Origin of the sequence: Ochrobactrum sp. P6BSIII (assembly GCF_014138065.1) — a bacterium.
Classification (GTDB): Bacteria; Pseudomonadota; Alphaproteobacteria; order Rhizobiales; family Rhizobiaceae; genus Brucella.
Window position 1 is genome coordinate 72,980 of record NZ_JACGXB010000007.1, and the last position, 19,402, is coordinate 92,381.

Sequence of the window (19,402 nt, forward strand, 5' to 3'; positions counted from 1 at the left end):
TAGACTGATCAGAAGACCAGTTCGATATGCGTCTCCCCTGCCTTTACGATGTGCTCTCGCATCAACCGTTCGGCCAAATCCCCATTTCTTTTGGTTATCGCCAGCATGATGGCCTCATGCTCGCCGAAAGACTGACGGCGAACATCGTCGCGTGACAGCACGGTCACGCGTGCGGCGTGGTCATACATGCGTTGCGCGTTTTGCAGCCGACGCAGATATTCACAACCGGATGCTTCATGGATGCCGTCGTGGAATTTCTCGTTCAATTCAATTAGTTCGTCGACATCGCCGGTTTCCACCGCCGCGCGCATTTCCTCAATGGTGGCGCGAAGGAATTCAAAGGCTTCCTCGCTTCCGTGTTTTGCAGCCTGTCGCGCAATGATGCTTTCCAACGCGGCGCGCGCCAGCATCATTTCTTCCGCCTGCCGTTCGTTGAAGCAGACAAACGTTCCGCGACGCGATTCAGTCCTGACCAGACCTTCGCCCTCAAGTTGCCTTAGCGCTTCCTTGAGCGGGCTGGTGCTGATGCCGAGATCGGCGGCTAGCTGGCGTTCGTTCAGTTTTTCACCGGATTTCAGACGGCCGGAAATAATCGCTTCCCGCAAACTGTCATGCACATGATCTCTGAGATTTCTCAGCTTAATCGGCTTGAGAGCTAACGCCTGCGAATCCAAAGTTCAAATCTCCCTGAAACTCCTCGGCGAAAGGAATAGCTGCTTACTTCGTGATATGTCAATATCTGATGTATCAGATTTTAAGTGACCGCGAACGATTAGCGATTGTCATGCGCGCTGGCGTGCCATCCGCCGCACAGACGAGCAGTGAATTGTTAGAAGTCTGATGATGTTGAAAATAAAAATGGCGCCGTGGCACCATTAAAACCAGCCCGCCATAGGGCGATGTGGTTCTGGATTATTCGGTCAGTGCCAGACGCCGGCGAAGTCGCGCTGCTCTGCCGCCATTGACGTTTGCCGACAACTTCTGAAATGCGTCGAGATAATTATCCTTGGTGCGAAGAATATGCGCGGTCAGTATCGTTGAGAGCTGGTCGCGCTTATTATCGGCAAAAAGGCTGATCATATGCGCATGATCCTTATAGGACCGGTCCGGTTCACCTTCGGCGCGAATGGCGAGATGCGTTCTCAATGACGCCACGCGGCCTAGAATAAGGTCATAGGCGTTTTTCAGATAGCGATTGCCGCAATGATGGAAGAAAGCGAGGTGAAATGCCGTATCAGCGCGGCCATAGGCCTGCATATCGCTGCTTTCAATGGCCTCGGTCATTGCTTGCAACTGTTTCTGCAGTTCACTGACCGCCAATGGCAGCGATTGTTGCGGCGTTAGTGCAATAGCCTGCTTTTCCAGGCCAACGCGATAGTCGCAAAGTTCGGCAATGTCTTCGAGCGTCGGCGTGAAGACATAGGTGCCGGATTTCGGAACAATGATTACCAGCCCTTCCATCTGCAACAGATTGAGCGCTTCGCGAACAGGTGTCCGGCTGACTTCAAATGCCGAGGCCAAAGTGTCTTCGGAGAGGTTTTCCCCGAAATCAAGCTCGGCGTCGACAATGGCCGCACGAATTTTATCAGCGATCGTCGGGACAAGACTCTTGCGGGGGGGCGTTTTCGGCTTTGTCATGCCAGTACACGGTCTCCTCAAAGAATTTCCGGCAGCGAATTTTTGATCGCTGCCGGTAATGTGATCTAGTCGCGTTTAGCTTTCAAGCTCATGCAGAGGAAGAAGCTAATGATCGGAAATATTGCAAGTACCAGAAGCGAGATCGAAAAACTATCGGTCGCAGTTTTGACCCAGCCGACAATATAGGGACCAGTAAAACCGCCGATCTGGGCAAAGCCATTGATCGCAGCCAATCCGCCAGCCGCTGCGGCGCCAGTGAGGAACTGCGTTGGCAAGGTCCAGAAAACGCCAAGGTACGACCAGAGGAAGAAGGCGCAGATGCAGAGAAGCAGCAGGCCCAGATAAGGGTTCGGCGCAAGCGCGCTGGCTGCCAGGAAGAGGCCGCCGAACAGGCCGGAGATAGCCGTGTGAATCTTGCGTTCACCCGTGCGGTCGGAACTGCGCGAAATGAAGACGAGTCCAAATGCTGCAAAAATGAATGGCACGGCCGAGACGAAGCCAGACTGCAGGGTCGTCAGACCGAAGGTCTTCACGATCTGCGGCAGCCACATGATCACACCATAAACCGCGATGCCGTTGAACATGTAAACCAGCGTGAGAAGCCATACCCGGAAATCGCTGAAGATTTCGCGCAGGCTGTGACGGGTGTCGGGCTGGGTGTTCTTCTCGTCTTCAGCAAGCTGTTCAAGAAGCCAGGCACGTTCGTCCGCTGCCAGCCATTTGCTGTCCTTTTGCGGTGAATCGACGAGATAGAAGAAGGTGATGACACCAAGAACGATGGCAGGAAGTCCTTCAAGAATGAACATTGCTTGCCAGCCATGAAGGCCGAACAGGCCTTCGCCTGCATCGATCAGCCAACCGGAAATCGGGGCTCCGATAACAATCGACAGCACGGTTGCGGCCATGAAAAGAGCGGTTGCGCGGCCACGTTCCTTGGCAGGAAACCAGTAGGTCAGATAAAGAAGTACGCCTGGTGCAAAGCCCGCTTCGGCAACGCCGAGCAGAAAACGCAGGATATAGAAGGAGGTTGGTCCCTGCACGAAGGCCATAGCACAGGAGACGATGCCCCAGGTGACCATGATACGGGCGATCCATATCCGCGGACCGACTTTGTGCAGGATCATGTTGCTGGGGATTTCAAAAGCCAGATAGCCGATGAAGAAAATCCCCGCACCAAGACCGAACATGTATGGGGTCAGGCCGATGTCGTCATTCATGTGCAGCGCGGCGAAGCCGATATTCACGCGATCCAGATAGTTCACGATGAAGCAGATGAAGCAGAAAAGGACGATGCGCATATTGAGTTTGCGGATCGTTCGGTCGCGTAGACTTGTATTCAAATGAGCGCCGTCAGCACGGATTGCATCCGCCATGACATTCCTCCCTAAGCTTTGATGTCGCCCTCCGCGACACCTTTCGTCGCGCACCTATAGACCGGAAAGGAAGTACGCACAAGTGGCATACATAAACTAGAACCCTAGTTGACAATCGGATTGATCTGGTCATTCTTGCCGCCGACTGAAACATGACGCCATTTGTGGCGGGAGGATTAAAGTGCAGCAATCTCAATCGGCAATCGCCAGCTCGGGCTATTTCGTTGACCGGACCGTTCTTGTCACTGGAGGCGCTTCGGGAATCGGACGTGCCGTTACCGACAAGCTGGTGGGGCTTGGTGCGAAAGTTGCGGTGTGGGACATCAATGCCGAGCGACTCGCTGAATGTCAGGCCATTCATGGCGACCGCGTATTGACCGCAACGGTCAATGTTGCAGAACAGTCGTCGGTTGAAGCTGCCATGGAAGCGCTTGTAATGTCGTTTGGCGGCATTGATCACCTATTGAACAATGCCGGTATCATCGGACAGCGCATGACTGTCGAAGATATGAACGAGCCGGAACTTGACCGTGTTCTCGGCGTCAATCTCAAGAGCGCTTTTTATGTTTCCAGCGCGTTCATTCGCGCTCCTTCCAGTCGTGATGACCGCTCCGTTGTCAATTTGTCTTCGATTGCTGCGCGCACGGGTGGCATGGTCGGCAATATCGTTTACGCAACGACCAAAGGCGCAATCGCGTCTTTCACGGTCGCACTTGCCAAGGAACTTGCACCGAAGGCGCGTGTTAATGCGCTGGCTCCCGGTGTTATCAACACGGAAATTCAGCAGGATGTTTTTGCTGATCCGGCCAATATCGAAGCGATGGCCAACATGATCCCGCTTAAGAGGCTTGGCACTGCGGCTGAAGTTGCTGATGCTGCGGTTTGGCTCCTCTCCGGAGAGGCGTCCTATATTACCGGTGTCGTTGTGGATGTTTCTGGCGGTCGCTGAACAGGGAGAGCATGATGAAAAATACAGCTGAAAAACTGAGAGCTGGCATTGAGTCCGGTCGGTTGCTTCAGGCACCCGGCGCTGCTGATGCATTGACGGCACGACTGGTCGAGATGGCGCAATTTCCCGCCATTTACATGACCGGTTTTGGAGCGACGGCCTCGCGGTTGGGCTTGCCGGATATTGGTTTGCTGTCGCAAACCGAAATGACGACGCATGCGCGGGACATGGTTCGGGCGGTTGATATCCCGGTTATTGCCGACGCTGATACCGGTTATGGTGGCCCCGCCAATATCTGGCGAACGGTCGAGGAGTATATCCAGGCTGGTGTTGCAGCAATTCATCTTGAAGACCAGCAATTGCCGAAGCGATGCGGCCAGCGCTCTGGCGTACGCGTTATCCCTGCGGAGGAAAACATTCGCCGCCTGCGCTGTGCTGTCGAAGCGCGTGGTCAGCACTCTATGCTGTTGATTGCACGGACGGATGCGATCCAGAGCGAGGGCATCGATGAGGCCATTCGCCGTGCAAAGCTCTATCAGGATGCAGGCGCCGACCTCGTTTTTGTCGACGGCATCAAGAAGATCGCCGACGTTGAGGCGGTTTCCAGGGGCGTGCGGGGTCCAAAAGTCGTCAGCATCGTCGACGGCAACGAGACCACCGTGCTGACGGCAAAAGACCTGGAAGAGCTTGGCTTCAATGTTGCCTTCTATGCGCTTTCTGCTCTTTTCTCAGCTGTAAAGGCTGTTCAGGACACGCTTGATGTGTTGAAGGCGGAAGGCACTCCGCATAGCCGAGCGGATGCCATGGTGACATATGGGGAATTCAGTGCGGTGACTGGACTAGCCGACTACGACGCTCTGGACGACCGCTACGGCTGGCCTGAACATAAGTAATCAAGGTTCAGGTATTTTCCCGCCGGTCGCCATTATCGCGACCGGCGGCAACAAGATTTACTCGCAAAGAATGCGACAAGCGACGGATTAAAAGGCAGGACCGGGTGTTGATGCTATAATGCAGCAGACATGGGAGGTCGTCATGATCCGCGCACTCTCTATTTCAGTATTACTCTTCCTTTCGCCGGTATCGTCGTTGGCCGATAGTCTGGAAGCGGTCAACGGACATTATACGATCCAGCGTTCATCGGTGATCGGTTTTCGTGTCGGTCAGGTTGGCGGTGGCGGTCTGGCGGGTTCTTTCGCCGAATTTGCCGGTGATTTTAATCTCAATGCTCAAAATCTGGCAAAGTCGTCCGTGTCCTTTACGCTCAAGCCCGCGAGTGTCGACGCGAAACAGACCCGCATCAGCGATTTTCTCAGATCTTCAGCGGTCTTTGATATTGAGCATTATCCGGTTCTTGCATTTCGATCGACAAAGATCACACAGACCGGGCCTCTGAACGCCCGGATCGATGGTGTTTTGACCGCCCGCGGTAAGTCACATGGCGAAACATTCTTTGCGTCCATGGTTGGCCACGACGACAAGACCGTTACCTTTCATGTAATCGGCAAGGTTTTGCGATCACCCTATGGCATGGATGTCGGCACACCGATCTATTCCAATGTGGTCGATTTCGACATGAATCTGCTGGGTGCAAAATAATGTGGGGTGATAGGGATTAAATTCACTCCTGCGGTGTTCTTCAAGATGGAGACTAAGACCAACCCGTAGAGGAGGACTATCATGATTAAAGTGACAGCGTTTTTGACAACCGCCGCTCTTGTCATCAGCATGCCATTGGCTGCCCATAGCGAAGATTATGCTTCTGGCGCCGTCAAGACGATGAAAACAGCGAAGGGCGAAGTTCTGACCGACGCCAAGGGAATGACCCTTTATGTGTTTGACAAGGACAATAAGGGGGCATCCAATTGTTACGATGACTGCGCGAAGAAATGGCCGCCTCTGGAGGCTTCCAAGGATGCAAAAATGGATTCCGAGTTCAGTCTCGTCACGCGCAAGGATGGCACGAAACAGTGGGCACATAAAGAAAAACCGCTATATCTCTGGCAGGGCGACAAAAAGCCCGGCGATGTGTCTGGTGACGGGGTCGGCGGTGTCTGGCACATAGCCAAGGATTGAGTGCAGGAGCGGTTCGGGAATGTCGCGCTTTTTGGAGGAAATGGAGGAATGTGTTCCAGCGCTCAGGCGTTATGCCCGAGCGCTGACACAAGACATCGATTGGGCCGACGATCTGGTGCAGGATTGTCTGGAGCGCGCAATTCGCAAAAGCAGTTTGTGGAAGCCGTCTGGTCCATTGCGCGCATGGCTTTTCCGCATCCTCGTAAACCTGTGGCGCAACGAGTTGCGTCACAGGCGCCGGGCGCCGGACAATGCGCCATTATCGAGTGTCATGGTCGAGCCACAGGTTCCAAGTGCATCTCCATCCCGGCTTGCTTTCGCTGAAACCGCCCGCGCAATACAAACACTGCCGTCCGAACAGCGCGAGGCACTTTTATTGGTCGCTGTCGAAGGTATGAGTTACACCGAGGCGGCTTCAGTGCTGGAAGTTCCGCTCGGTACTTTGATGTCACGTTTGGGGCGAGCTCGCGCGACATTGCGCAGTCTTACAGAGGAGAACGGTTCGCATTTGAGGGCCTTGAAATGAAAAACAGGTTGTTCAGTGACGCTGAGCTACAAGCCTATGTCGATGGGCTGCTTTCGGACGAACGCCGCCAGATGATAGAGGCAGAGCTGTCCGCTAATCCCCAACTTGCCTCCGAGATGGCAGCCTGGCAGCGACAGAATGAAACTTTGCAAGCGCTCTATGGCCATGTCGCTGAGGAGCCCGTGCCAGCACGACTGAACCCGATGGCCATCAAAAGCGAAATTCGCTCGGCACGACTGGGTTCGTGGCGTATGGCCGCCGCGGCAGTGGTATTGATCGCCGTAGGAGCAGGGGCCGGATGGTTTAGCCGCGGTGTTCTTGAGGTCACACCATCGTCTTCGATGCCAATCGTGACCGAGGCTATGGCTGCCCACAACCTTTATACGAGTGAAGTCGTGCATCCGGTTGAGGTGAAAGCGGAGCAGGAGCAACATTTGTCGGCTTGGCTTTCCAAGCGACTGGAGCGCACTCTCGTCATCCCTGATCTGCGGACGGAAGGGCTCTCTTTGGTTGGTGGTCGACTGTTACCAGCCAATGGCGTGCCAGCGGCGCAATTGATGTATGAAGACACGAGCGGCAAGCGCGTGACCCTTTTTATTGTTCCAACTGACGAGAAAAAGGAAACATCGTTGCGTTATCTGACACAGGGTAATCTGGAGGCGCTCATCTGGAGCGATAACGCTCTTGATTGCGCACTTGTTGGCGACTTGCCGCGCTCTCGCCTTCAGCAAATTGCCATGAGCGCCTACAAGCAGTTTGAGTGACCCTGGAGCTGGATCGGGAGGGTGTTATGTGGCGCAACACACAGAGCGCTTATGGCTACGTCACACGGATACTGCATTGGTTGATCGCTCTGTTGATCGCCGGGCAGATCGGTCTCGGGTTCCTCACGCAGACTATGGCGAATAATCCGTTGATCCAGTTTTCGCTTTACCAATGGCATAAGTCGCTCGGGTTTTTAATCCTAGGTCTAGCTCTGATCCGGATGGTTTGGTTTGCCACGAATATCCATCCTTCCCCCAGTCCTGGTGTCAATCAGCTTGAATGGCGTGTTGCCAAAGCTGTTCACAGGCTTCTGCTGGCAATGACAATCTTGGTGCCCGTTACCGGCTGGGCAATGGTGTCGACTTCGCCGCTTGGTATCCCCAGCTATGTCTTTGACCTTTTCGTCATGCCCAATATGCCGCTGCCCGTGTCAGATGCCGATGAAGCACTCTGGTCCTGGCTACATGCAATATGCGTATACGGCATTATAGGACTAGTTGCACTGCATACAGGGGCAGCGCTTTATCATCATTTCATCCGGCGAGATGAAACACTGCGAAGAATGATCAAGCTTCCGTACTTCTCAAGGAAGGTCCTTTAAAGCCATTCGCAGCAGTGGAAGAAAGCGGGGCATGCCTCCAAAACGAAAACAGGTGACCTACGTTTGCGCAGGTCACCTGTTTGGTAGGTTCGGGGCAGGGGTTGTCCCGATAGTGTGTTTGTTACGCCTTGCCGAGACGCTTGCGCAGTTCGGTGTTTTCGGAGCGAAGCTTTGCAGCCAGTTCCTTGCGCAGCTTTAGGTTTTCGGCTTCCAGTGCCACAAGCGCCTTCAGATCGTCGCTCGTCGGTGATGCCTTTGCGGCTGCCGGAGCTGCGGTCTTTCCAGCCGCGTTCTTCCAGTTGTAATAGGTCTGCTCGCTAACTTCAGCATGCTGCAATGCAGCCTTCAACGTGGTCTTACCGCCCTTGGTGGCCTTTTCAACCGAAGCAAGAATGGAAGCGCGTTCAGCTGGCGTATATTTCTTCACCTTGCGACCAGCCGGGGCTGCGACGGCTGCAACAACCTTGGCGGCCTTGGGTGCAGCTTTTGCTTTGGGAGCCTTGGCGGCCTTTACAGCCGGCTTGGCAGCCGCGGCTTTAGGCTCAGCCTTCTTGCGTGGTGCGCGGGTTTTCGGCTTGGCGCTCACAGGCTCTGCTGCTGCGGTCTGGTTTGCTTCTACGATGGTTTCATCAGCCATGTTCAGTTTCTCCTGAATTGATACTCGGGTCAGCTTTCCGGGTGCCGAATATATGGGACAATGCTTAATGCAACTATAAGTGCCATTACTTTGACAATTTGTGAAGAGATGCCCTCACATAAGGATGATGAGACGATCTATTATGAAGCAGGATTGATTGTTGAAAACTGAGGTTTAAATCTGTAGGTAGAGCACAGTACCTGTCGGGGCACCTCCACGGAATTTGATTGAGAAAGCTATTTTCGGATGAAGAATCCAATCCGCAATGTTGTCGTTGAATATAAGAACCGGCGTGCGCGCAAGAGCGGCAATGCGCTTTGGGGCAACCTTGATCTGAAGTCGATTGCACGGGAAGTGGAAGAGGATACCAAGGCGCCAATGTCTGCCGAGCAGGTAACACCGGCCGTCTCCCAGGCAGACAATGAGCCAGCCGCGCCTGTCCACGCGCCAACGCCACGGATAGAAGCCAAGACTGAGCCCAAGATCCTCATTGTCGATATGGCAGAACCTGTTGCCACAAAAGTGAGCATAACCTCGCCAGAACAGGAAGCGCCTGCCGCTGTCAAAGCCGCTGTTTCTCCCGTCCCGGCCAAGAAAAAGGTCAATGCCAGCCGTCGCTTGAAGCCAATTGCTGACAAGCCGGTGAAGGCCAAGCCAGTTTCCAAAGCCCCAGCTGACATATTGGATGAACTGGCTGTGCTTGAGGCTGAAAATACCACACTAAAACGGCAACTGGCCCAAAAGCTTAACACCGAAAATCAACAAATGCGGAAAATGCTTATCCGCATTGAGACCCAGATCAAACTTTAATGGAAGTTAGCCTTTGCGACATAGTTCTCAGCTATCCACTGAGAACCGGCGATTGGCATGTTTTCTCGAGCCGGTCGGCTTTCCTCAATGCGCCAGCCATTGCTGCCATAAGGGCTATGACCAGGCCATAAATCAACAGTGTTGTTTGCAAACCGAGATAGGGCATTGCGATACCCGCTAGGACAACGGGAACGCCGAACGCCAGATAATTGATTGTGAAGAACGAGGCGAAAACCTCACTCCGCTCACTGGATGGAGTCAACGGTACGATACTCCGTAAGCTCGCGTAATAGCAGGTCCCAAATCCTGTTCCAGCTATGAAAATCGCAATCAGGTAGATGGCAATGTTGGGTAAAACAACTCCAACAACGGTAAATACAGTCCCGATGGCGAGGCTGGTCGCGCCATAAAGCATAATATGTCGAGGGGCGAGGCTGCGTGCGATGTAGCTTGCAATTGCTCCTCCAAAAGCTAACAGTGTGATGACGCTTGCTTGCGCGAGATAATCATGAAGGTCGATGAGGGGTCCGAGTGCGAGGTAAAAGCCGCCTGTTGCGGAAGCTGCAACAATGGCAGGCATACACTTCCAGAACATCCTTCGCACATTTGACGGTAGTTTCAAACGGGGCTGCAGCGAAGTAATGAACCCGCTATGACATGGAGAACTCTCAGGTAAGGCCCATACTAAAGCCGAGAGAATGAGACTGATGCCAATCAAGCCACCAAAAGCATAGATTCTGGGTTGTTCAAACAGGTTCATGACAATGCCGGCGATAAGTGCGCCAGCTGCCAGTCCAAGAAGTGGCACGACAGAGTTGCAGATAGAAGCGATACCGGGCAGTTTTCGAGGTTCAAAGTCCACGGCAGTTGCTGAGGACGCAGTGATCAACAAACCACAGGCAAGGCCTTGAACGCATCTTGCCGTCATCAGTCCCTCAAGGCTTGTGGCCGTCATGAAATCAAAGGCGGATATTGCGAGTAGCACGGAGCCGAGGGTAAGAACCGGGCGGCGTCCGATATAATCAGAACTTGCACCGGCAATCAGTAAAGCGGTGAGCAAGCCGCCAGCATAAATGGCGAAGATGCCTGTCAGTGCTGCGGCGGAAAAGCCAATCTCCTGCTGCAGCGCGGGGTAAAAGGGAGATGGCAAGCTTGCACTGGCCATCATGATAAATTGGCTGAGCAACGCAATCGCGAAGCCGGACCGCTCGCTATTTGTAACCTGAAGCTGGTTGTTAGACATGGCGCTACCTGATGCAATCGCCGTGAAGCGACTGGCCAATGGTTCGATAATATTCGAACTATTTTCTACTATGAAAACGACGATGGTTCAACTATATTCGAACCATGACGGAAGAAACCCTATCTCACCCGGTTGATTTACCTCATCCGGGTCGCGAGGAAATCGCGCTGGCTCAGGTGCTTTTTGCGCTTAGTGATCCGTCGCGCCTTGAAATTGTTCGGCAATTGAATGACGGACCACTGGAGATGGCGCGCTGCAATATGGGCGATCCGAATCTACCGAAATCGACGCGTTCGCATTTGATGAAAGTGTTGCGTGAAAGTGGTGTGGTCTGGAACAAGCCAAACGGTCGTGGCCGTTTACTGTCTTTGAGGCGAGAAGAACTCGACCAGCGTTTCCCAGGCCTTCTCGATGCAGTTCTGAATGCTGCAACGACGTGAGCCGATGTGAATATCGGCTCACTGTTTCGTCCAAAGTCGCAGGCGGGTGGCGGCCTCTTCAGGCCGACGTCTTTTCGATGTTCAGGAACGAGCCATTGAATGCAATCTCGCTGAGCGGCTTGCGCGGGCTTGGAACTTCACGCTTTTGCAGGATTTCTGACAGCGTGAACTTATCGGCAATGCGACCTATCGCTGCAATGGCTTCAATGGCGACACCGTCGGGTATAGCAAGCTCTATCCGCGTTCGGTCGTGATCGAAGCCAGCCATCGCATGTGCATGCCAGCCCGATAAGGTCGCCTGGTAAGCAATCGCTGCCCAAGCTGCACCCGTATCGAAAGAGTGGGTTGAGAAGGGCTGTGCTTCGGTAGCGTTGGGTGCGGTGAACGTCTTCAGAGAGGCAAGTACGACGAGTGCCGACGCATTCTGCGCCCAACTGCGATTGAAATCGTTGAGAAGCGAGAGAAGGCTTTCCCACTGCGGTGTGTCGCGGCGGGCATAAATGAAGCGCCATGGCTGAGCATTATAGGCAGAAGGCGCCCACCGGCCAGCTTCGAGGATCGCTAGTAAACTAGCCTCGCTGATAGGCTCGGCGGTAAAGGCTCTCGGCGACCAGCGCTGAAGAAACAAGGGCTCGATCTGATGATCTGCCGTGCGTGAATTAGCGGTAAGTCCCATGATCTGATCTCCGACTAAAAGTTACTTTTTTACCTGTAGATGCACTGCATTCGAAGGTTGGTTTTTCCATTAAGGCCGGCGAATTTAGAAATTCTGGCGAAGCAGCTGAGAGTTCACGAGGCGCTGGCCCACAAGGCTGTTTTAAACTAAAAAGCCAAGGACTTTTTTCGAAGAACGTTCATCGGTCAGGCTCCGCCAATGGGTAAAATCATTCCCTCGCCGACCACATAATTAATCTATTAAATCTGTAGAAAATAACTGCCGAGCTTATTCTGTCTCCAGTAGTCAATCCAACAGGGGACAGTAATGGTGGATGCAAGCAGGCTTAAAGGTCAAGACCGAACATTCTCGCGTCGCAGCTTGCTAAAAGCGGTAGGTGTAACGGGCGGGGCGGCTTTGGTGGGAGGCGCTGCAGCGCGTATGACCAATTATGCTATCGCCGGAAATCTCGTTCCCATCAAACTGGAATGGACGGAAGTTGCCGCCTGCCACTCGCCGGTTGGCTTTGGGCTGCATAAAGGGATCTACGCAAAGCATGGTCTGGACGTGGAACTCTTTTATCAAGGTGCAAGCGGGCAGACCCTTATTCAGGCTCTTGCAACGCGCAAAGCTGAAGCCGGCCCGGGCTTGCTCTATGATTGGCTGAAACCCATTGAACAGGGGTTTGATGTTCGGCTTTTCGCGGGGTCACATGGTGGTTGCCAGCGGGTACTGGTCAAGCCGGATTCCGGCATCACACAATTGACCGATCTCAAGGGAAAGACGATTGGCACATTCGATGTCATGTCGCCTTCACGCGTTGCATTTTCAGTGGCGCTTGCAAAGGCTGGTCTTGACCCGAACACAGACGTAAACTGGAAGGTCTTTCCGTTTGATCTGGTGGCCGAAGGTGTATTGAAGGGCGAGGCTGATGCGGTCGCACATATGGATCCCTGGGCTTATTCATATGAAAAGCAACATGGCTTCGTGAAAATTGCCGATACGCAAACGGGTAGTTTCAAAGACCGGGTCTGCTGTGTTTTGGGTGTCAATGGCGACTATTATGAAGCCAACAAGGATGCCATCAAACGCGTTGCTTCCGCTAATCTCGAAATTCATCAGTATACCGCGAAGCACCCCGACGAAGTGGCGAAATGGTATTTCGACACACTGAAGCCGGGATTACCGCTTCAGGATCTGACAGAGGTTCTGGCATCGTTCACTTATCACGATCACTGGTTCGGAAAAGACCTGCTGAATGAGGTGAGGATTGGCTATGAAGATCTCAAGCTGACCGGCGTCGCGGATGCATCGACCGATCCGGAGGAAATCGCCAATCGCATCACGATAGATATTTTCGCGTGAGGCAAGATGACGAGCGCGATAGAGAACAGCTTTGACAAGCTTTCAGACCTGACCGCGATAGGTAAACATCCGATATGGTTGCCCGGCCTCTGCGCTGCAGCCAGCTGGGGTGCGGCATCGGCCGTCACATGGCTTATACCCGATATCATCAGTTGGGGTGCGACGAGCGAATTTGCTGTCCTGACGTTAGCCGGAGCGATCCTGTTTCTGGCTCTTGCCGTGATTGTTCCTCATACAGGTCGCGGTACTGGGACTTTGCGTTATTATGGACCGTGGTTTGTGGCAATTGGTGTCTGGTTCACGATATGGGAACTCGTGACCGCCAAGCTTGGCTGGCTACCAAAGCCGTTTTTCTCGCCTCCGCAAGGATTGTTGCATGTCTACCTGACCGATTGGCAGCGACTGCTTATCTGTGTGGCATACACCGCACGGCTTTGGGCCTTGGGCTTTTTTAGCGGAATTGCTGTCGGCTTTGTTGGCGGAGTTGCACTCGGCTGGTCGAAACGTTTCGCTTACTGGGGGATGCCAGTTCTGAAGCTGATTGGCCCCGTTCCGGCCAGTGCATGGATTCCTTGTACCTTTTTCATTTTTCCGACCACCTTTCAGGCATCAATTTTTCTCGTCGCACTGGCTTCAGCCGTTCCTGTCGCGATCCTCACAGCAGCGGGTGTCGGTCAGGTGCAACAATCCTATTATGACGTTGCGCGTACGCTGGGCGCCAACAGCCGCTATCTCATTTTGAAGGTGGCGGTGCCAGCGTCGCTTCCCAACGTATTCGTCGGCCTTTTCATGGCGCTTTATTATTCGTTTGCGGTGTTGGTCGTCGCAGAAATGCTGGGCGCCAAATTTGGGCTCGGCTGGTATTTGCAATTCAATACGGCCTATTCGGCTTATGCGAATGTCTATGCGGCGCTGATCGTTATGGCGTTGATATGTGCTGGCCTTGTCAGATTACTTTTCGTCGTACGCGAACGCTTGCTGGGTTGGCAGAAGGGGATCATCTGATGACTCTTGCTGTTGCACCGCTGGCAGAACAGTCAGCCAATATGGCGCTCGATATCGAACATGTTTCACATGGTTACGATCTAGATGAAAGACATTTGCACGTTTTGGATGATTTGAGCATCACAATCCGACCGGGTGAGTTCGTCGCACTGCTTGGGCCATCCGGTTGCGGAAAATCCACACTGCTGCGTCTCGCTGCCGGATTGGAAAGGCCGGTTGCGGGGCATGTGCGTGGAAATAATGCACCTATTGAAAGTCCAAATCCCGACCGAATTCTGGTTTTTCAGGAAGCTACACTGTTTCCGTGGCGGACCGTACGGAAAAACATTGCTACTGGGCTTGATGCACGCGGGTTACTCAAGAGCCATGCCCACCGTGTCGACGATGTGCTGAAGCTGGTGCGACTTGAAGCATTTGCAGACGCCTATCCGCATCAGCTTTCCGGCGGCATGGCACAGCGTGTTGCTCTGGCGCGCGCCTTGGTCAACGATCCCAAACTTCTCCTGCTCGATGAACCATTCGGTAAGCTTGACTCCCTCACACGGCTGAACCTCCAGCGCGAGCTGCTTGAACTTTGGCGCAGCCGGGGCTTTACAGCAGTGCTTGTGACCCACGATGTGGAAGAAGCGCTGCTGTTGGCCGACCGTATCATTGTCTTTTCCGACCGTCCGGCACGCATCATCGCCGAGATTGTGGTTGATCAACCACATCCGCGCCGACGAGACAACAGCGATCTTGTGCAGATGCGCCAAGTTCTGCTGGAACGCTTGGGAGTTTCTGTCGATGTCTAATCGCCGCTTGCCGTTCGTCCTTAGTCTCCTGGGCACAGGTTTGTTTGCGATAAGTGTTGGCTGGTGGTGGCTTGTCTACGGCAACGTGATTGACAACGGCTATATCACCTATTCGCAGGCGGCAATCTGCATGGCGGCTGAAACGGATCTCTGTCGCCTGGCTGAAGCGCTATGCACCAATTCGCATTTCTTTGATATCCGGTGGTACGCGCCGGAGTGCCTTTGGGTCGCGGGTGCCCTGCTGACAGTGGCTCTCATTCAAGGTGGTTTCGAGACGAGGACGCCGTAACCGACTAAGGCTACAGAAGCCAGTCAACAGAGGATGATATTGTATAGCAGAAAGGCCGGTATTACCGGCCTTTCACATTGGGGGATTAATAAGGATTCAAAGCGCCCCATGGCGGGGTGGTAGCTCATCATTCAGATAATAATTGCCGATATGGTGATATTTCCATCGCACTGGATCATGCAGCGAATGGGTTCTCGCATTGCGCCAGAACCGGTCGTGACCGTAGGCTTCGAGCGTTGATCTGGAACCGCCCAATTCGATCAGCTTGTTGGCCGCAAGCTGCGCTGCTTCGGTGGCATATGCCTTGACTTCCGCGACGGCGACAGAAGCCGCCGCGACCGTGTCTGCATCGGGATTTTGCGCCGCGATGTCAACCAGACGACCTGCGCGCGCGAGGAGAGCGTCAGCGGCATGACTGCGGATGCTGACATCGCCGATAGCATGAATGCTGTGCGGGTCTTCATAGCCATGATCGATTGTGAGTTCGAAAAATGGTCGTGCGTGAGCGCGCACATAGGAGATAGTCTCGGCAAGCGCTCCACGCGCCAGCCCCGTTTGCACGGCGGCATGAATGATCTGGGCAAATGGACCCATTACTGAGGCGGTTTCAAAGACCACGTCATGATCGACGATTTGAAAAGGGGTGATCTCCACGTTGTCAAAGGTTACCGTACCGCTTCCCGTTGAACGCTGTCCGAAGGATGACCAGTCATCGACGAGCGTGAGACCGGGGGTGTTTCTATCGATAAAGACGATATGGACGCGCCCATTCTGATCCTTGGCGACGGCAACGATGATATGTGCGAACAGAGAACCGGTTGCATAGAATTTTTGACCGTTAAGAAGCAGGTTTTCGCCTTGCTTTCTGAAACTTGTTTTGAAATCGACCGGAGTCTTTGTGCCAATTTCTACGAAAGCGTTGCCCAGGCGCTCGCCATCAAGGATGCGCTGGAAATAATGCTGCTTCTGTTCCTCCGTGCCGGCAAGACGAAGCGCCTCGACCATATAAAAGTGATTTTGCGGAATCTGGCCGATACTGGAATCGGCGGCAGATATAATAGCCGTCACCTCTGCCAGCGTGACCGCTGACACGCCAGCGCCGCCATATTCCTTGGGGATCGTAATCGCCCATAGGCCGGATTGTGAGAAACGTTCGATCTCGGCCAGTGGCAGTTGCCGCTCGCGGTCGCGCAAGGCGGCGCCAACGGCAAACTCGCTGGCCAGTGCGCGCGCAATCGTGATGGCCTCGGCATCATCGGAAATGCGATGTGCCTTCGTTTGAAGGGGTGGAATATGAGGCGCGGCTTTACCCGTGACGAGCGCTGCCGCACGATGCAGTTTGCGATCTTCATTGCTCATTTCAGACCTCAATTCCAGGCATGGCGCGGAGGATGAACGCCATTTAGATAATAGTTGCCCACATGATAGAATTTCCACCGAACCGGATCGTGCAGTGTATGGACGCGCGCGTTGCGCCAGTGACGGTCAAGACCATGTTCGGCAAGCGTGGAGCGTGTGCCGGCCAGTTCGAACAGCTTGTTGGTTGCGAGAATGGCGATTTCAGTGGTGAGCACTTTTGACTCGCCGGTCTTGATCGTCGCTTCCGAAACAGATTCCAATGTTGGAGAATGCCGGGCTGCATCGATGGCACGACCGGCAATATCCAGAAGAGCTTCCGCCGCATGAAGGCGGATTTCTAGATCGCCGATGGCCGCAATGGTGAAGAGGTCTTCGCTCGCGCTTTCTTTACCGCTATCGATCCAGGGACGGCTCTTGGTTTTGACAAAAGAAATCGTGTCTTCAATTGCGCCTTTGCCAATACCCAGATCAATCGCCGATTGAATAATCTGGGAGACTGGTCCGCCAATTGTCGGATGGTCAAAAGAGACAACCTTGACGGCGCGCTCTTTGGGAACCCGAACATTGTCGATTTTTACAGAGCCGGAAGCGGTTGTGCGCTGTCCAAAACTCGACCAATTGTTCGTCACGGTCAAACCCGGCGCATCGCGGTCGGCAAAGACCAGATAGCCCTGACCTGTCTCGTCAACGGCGACAATAGGCACGACATGGGAGAGCAGGGCGCCAGTGGTGTAGAATTTTTCGCCGTTTACAATCGCGTCGTCGCCATCAAAGGCCACTTTGGTTTCAAAGGCGGCGACATTCTTGCTCTTCAGTTCCGAGAAGGCATTGCCATAGCGGATACCTTTCAAAGCCCAGTCGAAGAAGAGCTTCTTCTGTTCCTCGGTTCCGTCCAGTTCCACTGTTGCGACGATAGCCAGATGGTTCTGGGTGATCTGAGCGATAGCGGGATCGGCGGAAGCAATGATAGAAATCACTTTGGCAAGGGTAGCATAAGAGACTTCTGGTCCGCCGTAGGTTTTGGGGACGTTGATGCTCCAGAGACCGCTTTGCGAATATTCGTCGAGTTCTGCTAATGGAAGCAAACCTTCACGGTCGCGCAAGGCCGCACCTTCGCGAAATCGTCTAGCAAGACGCTCTGCAATCTCAATGGCTTCAACGTCATTCTTTACAATGTGGGCCAACTCCGACGGCTTCGGTCGCGGCGGTATCGGATCCGTGGAATTGACACGCGGATGTACCGTATAATCGATATTTGTTTCTGCAAGAGTTCCCATTATCGTCCTCGATAGTGTGTCAGCTTCAGGAGCCTGTTTGTTGCAAAACGGGGTGCTGCGCTTCTGCGCGTTTAATGGCCTCGATATCGCGGTAGCGAGCGGCAGGGTGCGATGCACCAAGGCGAGACCCTTTACCAAAGAGCTTTTCGCGGAGCGTTCCCGTACGATATTCGGTTGGATAAACGCCGCGTCGCTGCAGTTCGGGAACGAGCAGTTCGACGATGTTCTCAAAAGTTTCTGGCGTGACCGCATAGGCAAGGTTGAAGCCGTCGACACCTGTTTCTTCCACCCATGCCTGCAACTCATTGGCAACAGTCTGCGGAGAGCCAACCACCACCGGCCCCATGCCCCCTATGCCGCCCCATTCGGCAAGTTCCCGTATTGTCCATCGTTTGTCGGGATCGCCTTCCGAGAGGCTATCGATCGCGGAATGGATGGCGTTTGTTTCAACTTTTCGGACAAGGTCTTCCGGCTGGTACCGGGAGAAGTCCACTCCGGTCCAGCCGGACATGAAAACGAGCGAACCATCGTAAGACACATAGTCGAGATATTCGCGAAACCGTGCACGCGCTTTCTCATCTGTTTCGTCAACGATGATAGTTAATAGATTGTAAATACGAATATCTTCCGGCTTTCGTCCAGCAGCTGCGGCACGTTCATGAACGTCCCGGACGTAATTGCGCAAAATCGTCTTGGTTTGCGAGGCGACGAAGATGCATTCTGCATGTTCAGATGCGAATTTCTTCCCTGGACCGGACGCACCGGCTTGATAGAGAACCGGCGTGCGTTGTGGTGACGGTTCGGTCAGACCATAACCCGGAACATCAAAATATCGTCCCTTATGCGCGATTTCGTGCACTTTCTCAGGCCGGGTAAAAATACGGTTGTCCCGATCGCGCACAACGGCATCATCTTCCCATGATCCTTCAAGTAGCTTGTAGATCACTTCGAGATATTCATTGGCGATATCATACCGGTTGTCATGCTTTTGCAGGCCCGACTGACCAATATTTTTAGCTCCGCTTTCCAGATAGGACGTAACGATATTCCAGCCAATGCGTCCCTTTGTGTGATGGTCTGCTGTCGCGATGCGTCGCGCGAAAGTGTAGGGATGCTCAAAGGAAGTGGAAGCAGTAATGCCGATGCCAAGATGCTCTGTTGCCAGCGCGATGGGAGCAGCCAGCTGGATCGGATCATTGACCGGGATTTGTGCCGCCTGATGCAGGGCATGATAGTTGTTGCCCTTATAAACATCGTAATAACCAACCACATCCGCGATGAATATGCCGTCGAAGATGCCGCGCTCCAGTGTGCGTGCCAGATTCTGCCAGTAATCGAGATCCTTATATTTCCAGGACCGGTCGCGCGGATGCGCCCATAAACCGGGAGACTGATGGCCAACGCAATTCATGTCGAATGCATTGAAATGGATCGTCTTGCTCATGAGCGCCTCCGTTTCATGATTTGCTGCAAACAAACCGTCTTAGGAGGAGCATCGCACAAGCGACGCAGGAGGGGAGGTATTATATCTTTTTTATAGACTACTTCGGGGAAGGATTTTCCGCGTGGGCGACAGCGTTACGAAAGACGGGGAAAAGCCAGC

22 protein-coding genes are annotated in these 19,402 nt (G+C 53.6%); 13 read left to right on the forward strand and 9 right to left on the reverse strand.

What is annotated here, in order from left to right:
• Positions 1–8 precede the first annotated feature (8 nt).
• The 3 genes from FHW00_RS11735 to FHW00_RS11745 form a co-directional block, all read right to left on the reverse strand.
• Entirely contained in the window at positions 9–617 is a 609-nt protein-coding gene (locus tag FHW00_RS11735; RefSeq protein WP_078340692.1) for a GntR family transcriptional regulator, read from the reverse strand.
• A 295-nt stretch (positions 618–912) separates the two neighbouring features.
• Positions 913–1,638, reverse strand: a complete 726-nt coding sequence (locus FHW00_RS11740) for a GntR family transcriptional regulator (RefSeq protein WP_078340624.1) — start codon at positions 1,636–1,638, stop codon at positions 913–915.
• Positions 1,639–1,703: 65 nt separating this feature from the next.
• Entirely contained in the window at positions 1,704–3,011 is a 1,308-nt protein-coding gene (locus FHW00_RS11745; protein ID WP_078340623.1) for an MFS transporter, read from the reverse strand.
• A gap of 181 nt (positions 3,012–3,192) precedes the next feature.
• Here FHW00_RS11745 and FHW00_RS11750 point away from each other — a divergent pair, with 181 nt between their 5' ends.
• From FHW00_RS11750 to FHW00_RS11780, 7 genes are all read left to right on the forward strand, one after another.
• Positions 3,193–3,960 (forward strand): SDR family NAD(P)-dependent oxidoreductase, encoded by a 768-nt coding sequence (locus FHW00_RS11750; protein WP_078340622.1) that lies wholly within the window; start codon positions 3,193–3,195, stop codon positions 3,958–3,960.
• A gap of 11 nt (positions 3,961–3,971) precedes the next feature.
• Positions 3,972–4,853, forward strand: a complete 882-nt coding sequence (locus FHW00_RS11755) for an isocitrate lyase/PEP mutase family protein (protein WP_445558204.1) — start codon at positions 3,972–3,974, stop codon at positions 4,851–4,853.
• A gap of 142 nt (positions 4,854–4,995) precedes the next feature.
• Positions 4,996–5,559, forward strand: coding sequence for a YceI family protein (locus FHW00_RS11760; RefSeq protein ID WP_445557994.1), 564 nt, complete (start codon positions 4,996–4,998; stop codon positions 5,557–5,559).
• A gap of 81 nt (positions 5,560–5,640) precedes the next feature.
• Complete coding sequence (locus FHW00_RS11765; RefSeq protein ID WP_078340619.1) at positions 5,641–6,036, forward strand: hypothetical protein; 396 nt, start codon at positions 5,641–5,643, stop codon at positions 6,034–6,036.
• 19 nt (positions 6,037–6,055) lie between these two features.
• On the forward strand, positions 6,056–6,562 hold the full coding sequence (locus FHW00_RS11770) for a sigma-70 family RNA polymerase sigma factor (protein WP_078340618.1): 507 nt from the start codon (positions 6,056–6,058) through the stop codon (positions 6,560–6,562).
• Positions 6,559–7,326 (forward strand): anti-sigma factor family protein, encoded by a 768-nt coding sequence (locus tag FHW00_RS11775; protein ID WP_078340617.1) that lies wholly within the window; start codon positions 6,559–6,561, stop codon positions 7,324–7,326. Before FHW00_RS11770 ends, FHW00_RS11775 begins: the two co-directional genes overlap by 4 nt.
• Positions 7,327–7,352: 26 nt before the next feature.
• Complete coding sequence (locus FHW00_RS11780; protein WP_078340616.1) at positions 7,353–7,928, forward strand: cytochrome b; 576 nt, start codon at positions 7,353–7,355, stop codon at positions 7,926–7,928.
• 121 nt (positions 7,929–8,049) lie between these two features.
• Here FHW00_RS11780 and FHW00_RS11785 read toward each other — a convergent pair whose 3' ends face one another.
• A complete protein-coding gene (locus FHW00_RS11785; protein ID WP_078341371.1) occupies positions 8,050–8,565 on the reverse strand; it encodes a transposase in 516 nt (171 codons plus the stop codon).
• A gap of 246 nt (positions 8,566–8,811) precedes the next feature.
• Here FHW00_RS11785 and FHW00_RS11790 point away from each other — a divergent pair, with 246 nt between their 5' ends.
• Positions 8,812–9,375: a hypothetical protein gene (locus tag FHW00_RS11790; protein ID WP_182514657.1), complete on the forward strand. Its 564-nt coding sequence runs from the start codon at positions 8,812–8,814 to the stop codon at positions 9,373–9,375.
• Between the two features lie 31 nt (positions 9,376–9,406).
• Here FHW00_RS11790 and FHW00_RS11795 read toward each other — a convergent pair whose 3' ends face one another.
• The gene (locus FHW00_RS11795) at positions 9,407–10,618 is read right to left on the reverse strand and encodes an MFS transporter (protein ID WP_078340971.1); all 1,212 of its coding nucleotides are present in this window, start codon (positions 10,616–10,618) and stop codon (positions 9,407–9,409) included.
• A gap of 104 nt (positions 10,619–10,722) precedes the next feature.
• On the opposite strand from FHW00_RS11795, the gene FHW00_RS11800 reads away from it, so the two are divergent.
• Complete coding sequence (locus FHW00_RS11800; protein WP_078340970.1) at positions 10,723–11,058, forward strand: ArsR/SmtB family transcription factor; 336 nt, start codon at positions 10,723–10,725, stop codon at positions 11,056–11,058.
• 58 nt (positions 11,059–11,116) lie between these two features.
• Here FHW00_RS11800 and FHW00_RS11805 read toward each other — a convergent pair whose 3' ends face one another.
• On the reverse strand, positions 11,117–11,734 hold the full coding sequence (locus FHW00_RS11805) for a nitroreductase family protein (protein WP_078340969.1): 618 nt from the start codon (positions 11,732–11,734) through the stop codon (positions 11,117–11,119).
• A 306-nt stretch (positions 11,735–12,040) separates the two neighbouring features.
• Here FHW00_RS11805 and FHW00_RS11810 point away from each other — a divergent pair, with 306 nt between their 5' ends.
• Genes FHW00_RS11810 through FHW00_RS11825 form a run of 4 tightly spaced genes read left to right on the forward strand, consistent with a single transcriptional unit; the run spans position 12,041 to position 15,163 of the window.
• Complete coding sequence (locus FHW00_RS11810) at positions 12,041–13,078, forward strand: ABC transporter substrate-binding protein (RefSeq protein ID WP_078340968.1); 1,038 nt, start codon at positions 12,041–12,043, stop codon at positions 13,076–13,078.
• 6 nt (positions 13,079–13,084) lie between these two features.
• Complete coding sequence (locus tag FHW00_RS11815; RefSeq protein WP_078340967.1) at positions 13,085–14,083, forward strand: ABC transporter permease; 999 nt, start codon at positions 13,085–13,087, stop codon at positions 14,081–14,083.
• Positions 14,083–14,874, forward strand: a complete 792-nt coding sequence (locus FHW00_RS11820; protein ID WP_078340966.1) for an ABC transporter ATP-binding protein — start codon at positions 14,083–14,085, stop codon at positions 14,872–14,874. Before FHW00_RS11815 ends, FHW00_RS11820 begins: the two co-directional genes overlap by 1 nt.
• Entirely contained in the window at positions 14,867–15,163 is a 297-nt protein-coding gene (locus tag FHW00_RS11825) for a hypothetical protein (protein WP_078340965.1), read from the forward strand. Before FHW00_RS11820 ends, FHW00_RS11825 begins: the two co-directional genes overlap by 8 nt.
• Positions 15,164–15,259: 96 nt before the next feature.
• On the opposite strand, the gene FHW00_RS11830 is transcribed toward FHW00_RS11825, so the two are convergent.
• Genes FHW00_RS11830 through FHW00_RS11840 form a run of 3 tightly spaced genes read right to left on the reverse strand, consistent with a single transcriptional unit; the run spans position 15,260 to position 19,243 of the window.
• A complete protein-coding gene (locus FHW00_RS11830) occupies positions 15,260–16,522 on the reverse strand; it encodes an SfnB family sulfur acquisition oxidoreductase (protein ID WP_078340964.1) in 1,263 nt (420 codons plus the stop codon).
• An 8-nt stretch (positions 16,523–16,530) separates the two neighbouring features.
• On the reverse strand, positions 16,531–17,799 hold the full coding sequence (locus tag FHW00_RS11835) for an SfnB family sulfur acquisition oxidoreductase (RefSeq protein ID WP_078340963.1): 1,269 nt from the start codon (positions 17,797–17,799) through the stop codon (positions 16,531–16,533).
• 25 nt (positions 17,800–17,824) lie between these two features.
• Entirely contained in the window at positions 17,825–19,243 is a 1,419-nt protein-coding gene (locus tag FHW00_RS11840; protein WP_078340962.1) for an LLM class flavin-dependent oxidoreductase, read from the reverse strand.
• Between the last annotated feature and the right edge of the window lie 159 nt (positions 19,244–19,402).

Coding starts and splice junctions, on each gene's coding strand:
- FHW00_RS11740 (WP_078340624.1), bottom strand. CDS start 1,638: ATGACAAAGCCGAAAACGCCCCCCCGCAAGAGTCTTGTCCCGACGATC.
- FHW00_RS11745 (WP_078340623.1), bottom strand. CDS start 3,011: ATGGCGGATGCAATCCGTGCTGACGGCGCTCATTTGAATACAAGTCTA.
- FHW00_RS11755 (WP_445558204.1), top strand. CDS start 3,972: ATGATGAAAAATACAGCTGAAAAACTGAGAGCTGGCATTGAGTCCGGT.
- FHW00_RS11760 (WP_445557994.1), top strand. CDS start 4,996: ATGATCCGCGCACTCTCTATTTCAGTATTACTCTTCCTTTCGCCGGTA.
- FHW00_RS11765 (WP_078340619.1), top strand. CDS start 5,641: ATGATTAAAGTGACAGCGTTTTTGACAACCGCCGCTCTTGTCATCAGC.
- FHW00_RS11770 (WP_078340618.1), top strand. CDS start 6,056: ATGTCGCGCTTTTTGGAGGAAATGGAGGAATGTGTTCCAGCGCTCAGG.
- FHW00_RS11775 (WP_078340617.1), top strand. CDS start 6,559: ATGAAAAACAGGTTGTTCAGTGACGCTGAGCTACAAGCCTATGTCGAT.
- FHW00_RS11780 (WP_078340616.1), top strand. CDS start 7,353: ATGTGGCGCAACACACAGAGCGCTTATGGCTACGTCACACGGATACTG.
- FHW00_RS11785 (WP_078341371.1), bottom strand. CDS start 8,565: ATGGCTGATGAAACCATCGTAGAAGCAAACCAGACCGCAGCAGCAGAG.
- FHW00_RS11790 (WP_182514657.1), top strand. CDS start 8,812: ATGAAGAATCCAATCCGCAATGTTGTCGTTGAATATAAGAACCGGCGT.
- FHW00_RS11795 (WP_078340971.1), bottom strand. CDS start 10,618: ATGTCTAACAACCAGCTTCAGGTTACAAATAGCGAGCGGTCCGGCTTC.
- FHW00_RS11800 (WP_078340970.1), top strand. CDS start 10,723: ATGACGGAAGAAACCCTATCTCACCCGGTTGATTTACCTCATCCGGGT.
- FHW00_RS11805 (WP_078340969.1), bottom strand. CDS start 11,734: ATGGGACTTACCGCTAATTCACGCACGGCAGATCATCAGATCGAGCCC.
- FHW00_RS11810 (WP_078340968.1), top strand. CDS start 12,041: ATGGTGGATGCAAGCAGGCTTAAAGGTCAAGACCGAACATTCTCGCGT.
- FHW00_RS11815 (WP_078340967.1), top strand. CDS start 13,085: ATGACGAGCGCGATAGAGAACAGCTTTGACAAGCTTTCAGACCTGACC.
- FHW00_RS11820 (WP_078340966.1), top strand. CDS start 14,083: ATGACTCTTGCTGTTGCACCGCTGGCAGAACAGTCAGCCAATATGGCG.
- FHW00_RS11825 (WP_078340965.1), top strand. CDS start 14,867: ATGTCTAATCGCCGCTTGCCGTTCGTCCTTAGTCTCCTGGGCACAGGT.
- FHW00_RS11830 (WP_078340964.1), bottom strand. CDS start 16,522: ATGAGCAATGAAGATCGCAAACTGCATCGTGCGGCAGCGCTCGTCACG.
- FHW00_RS11835 (WP_078340963.1), bottom strand. CDS start 17,799: ATGGGAACTCTTGCAGAAACAAATATCGATTATACGGTACATCCGCGT.
- FHW00_RS11840 (WP_078340962.1), bottom strand. CDS start 19,243: ATGAGCAAGACGATCCATTTCAATGCATTCGACATGAATTGCGTTGGC.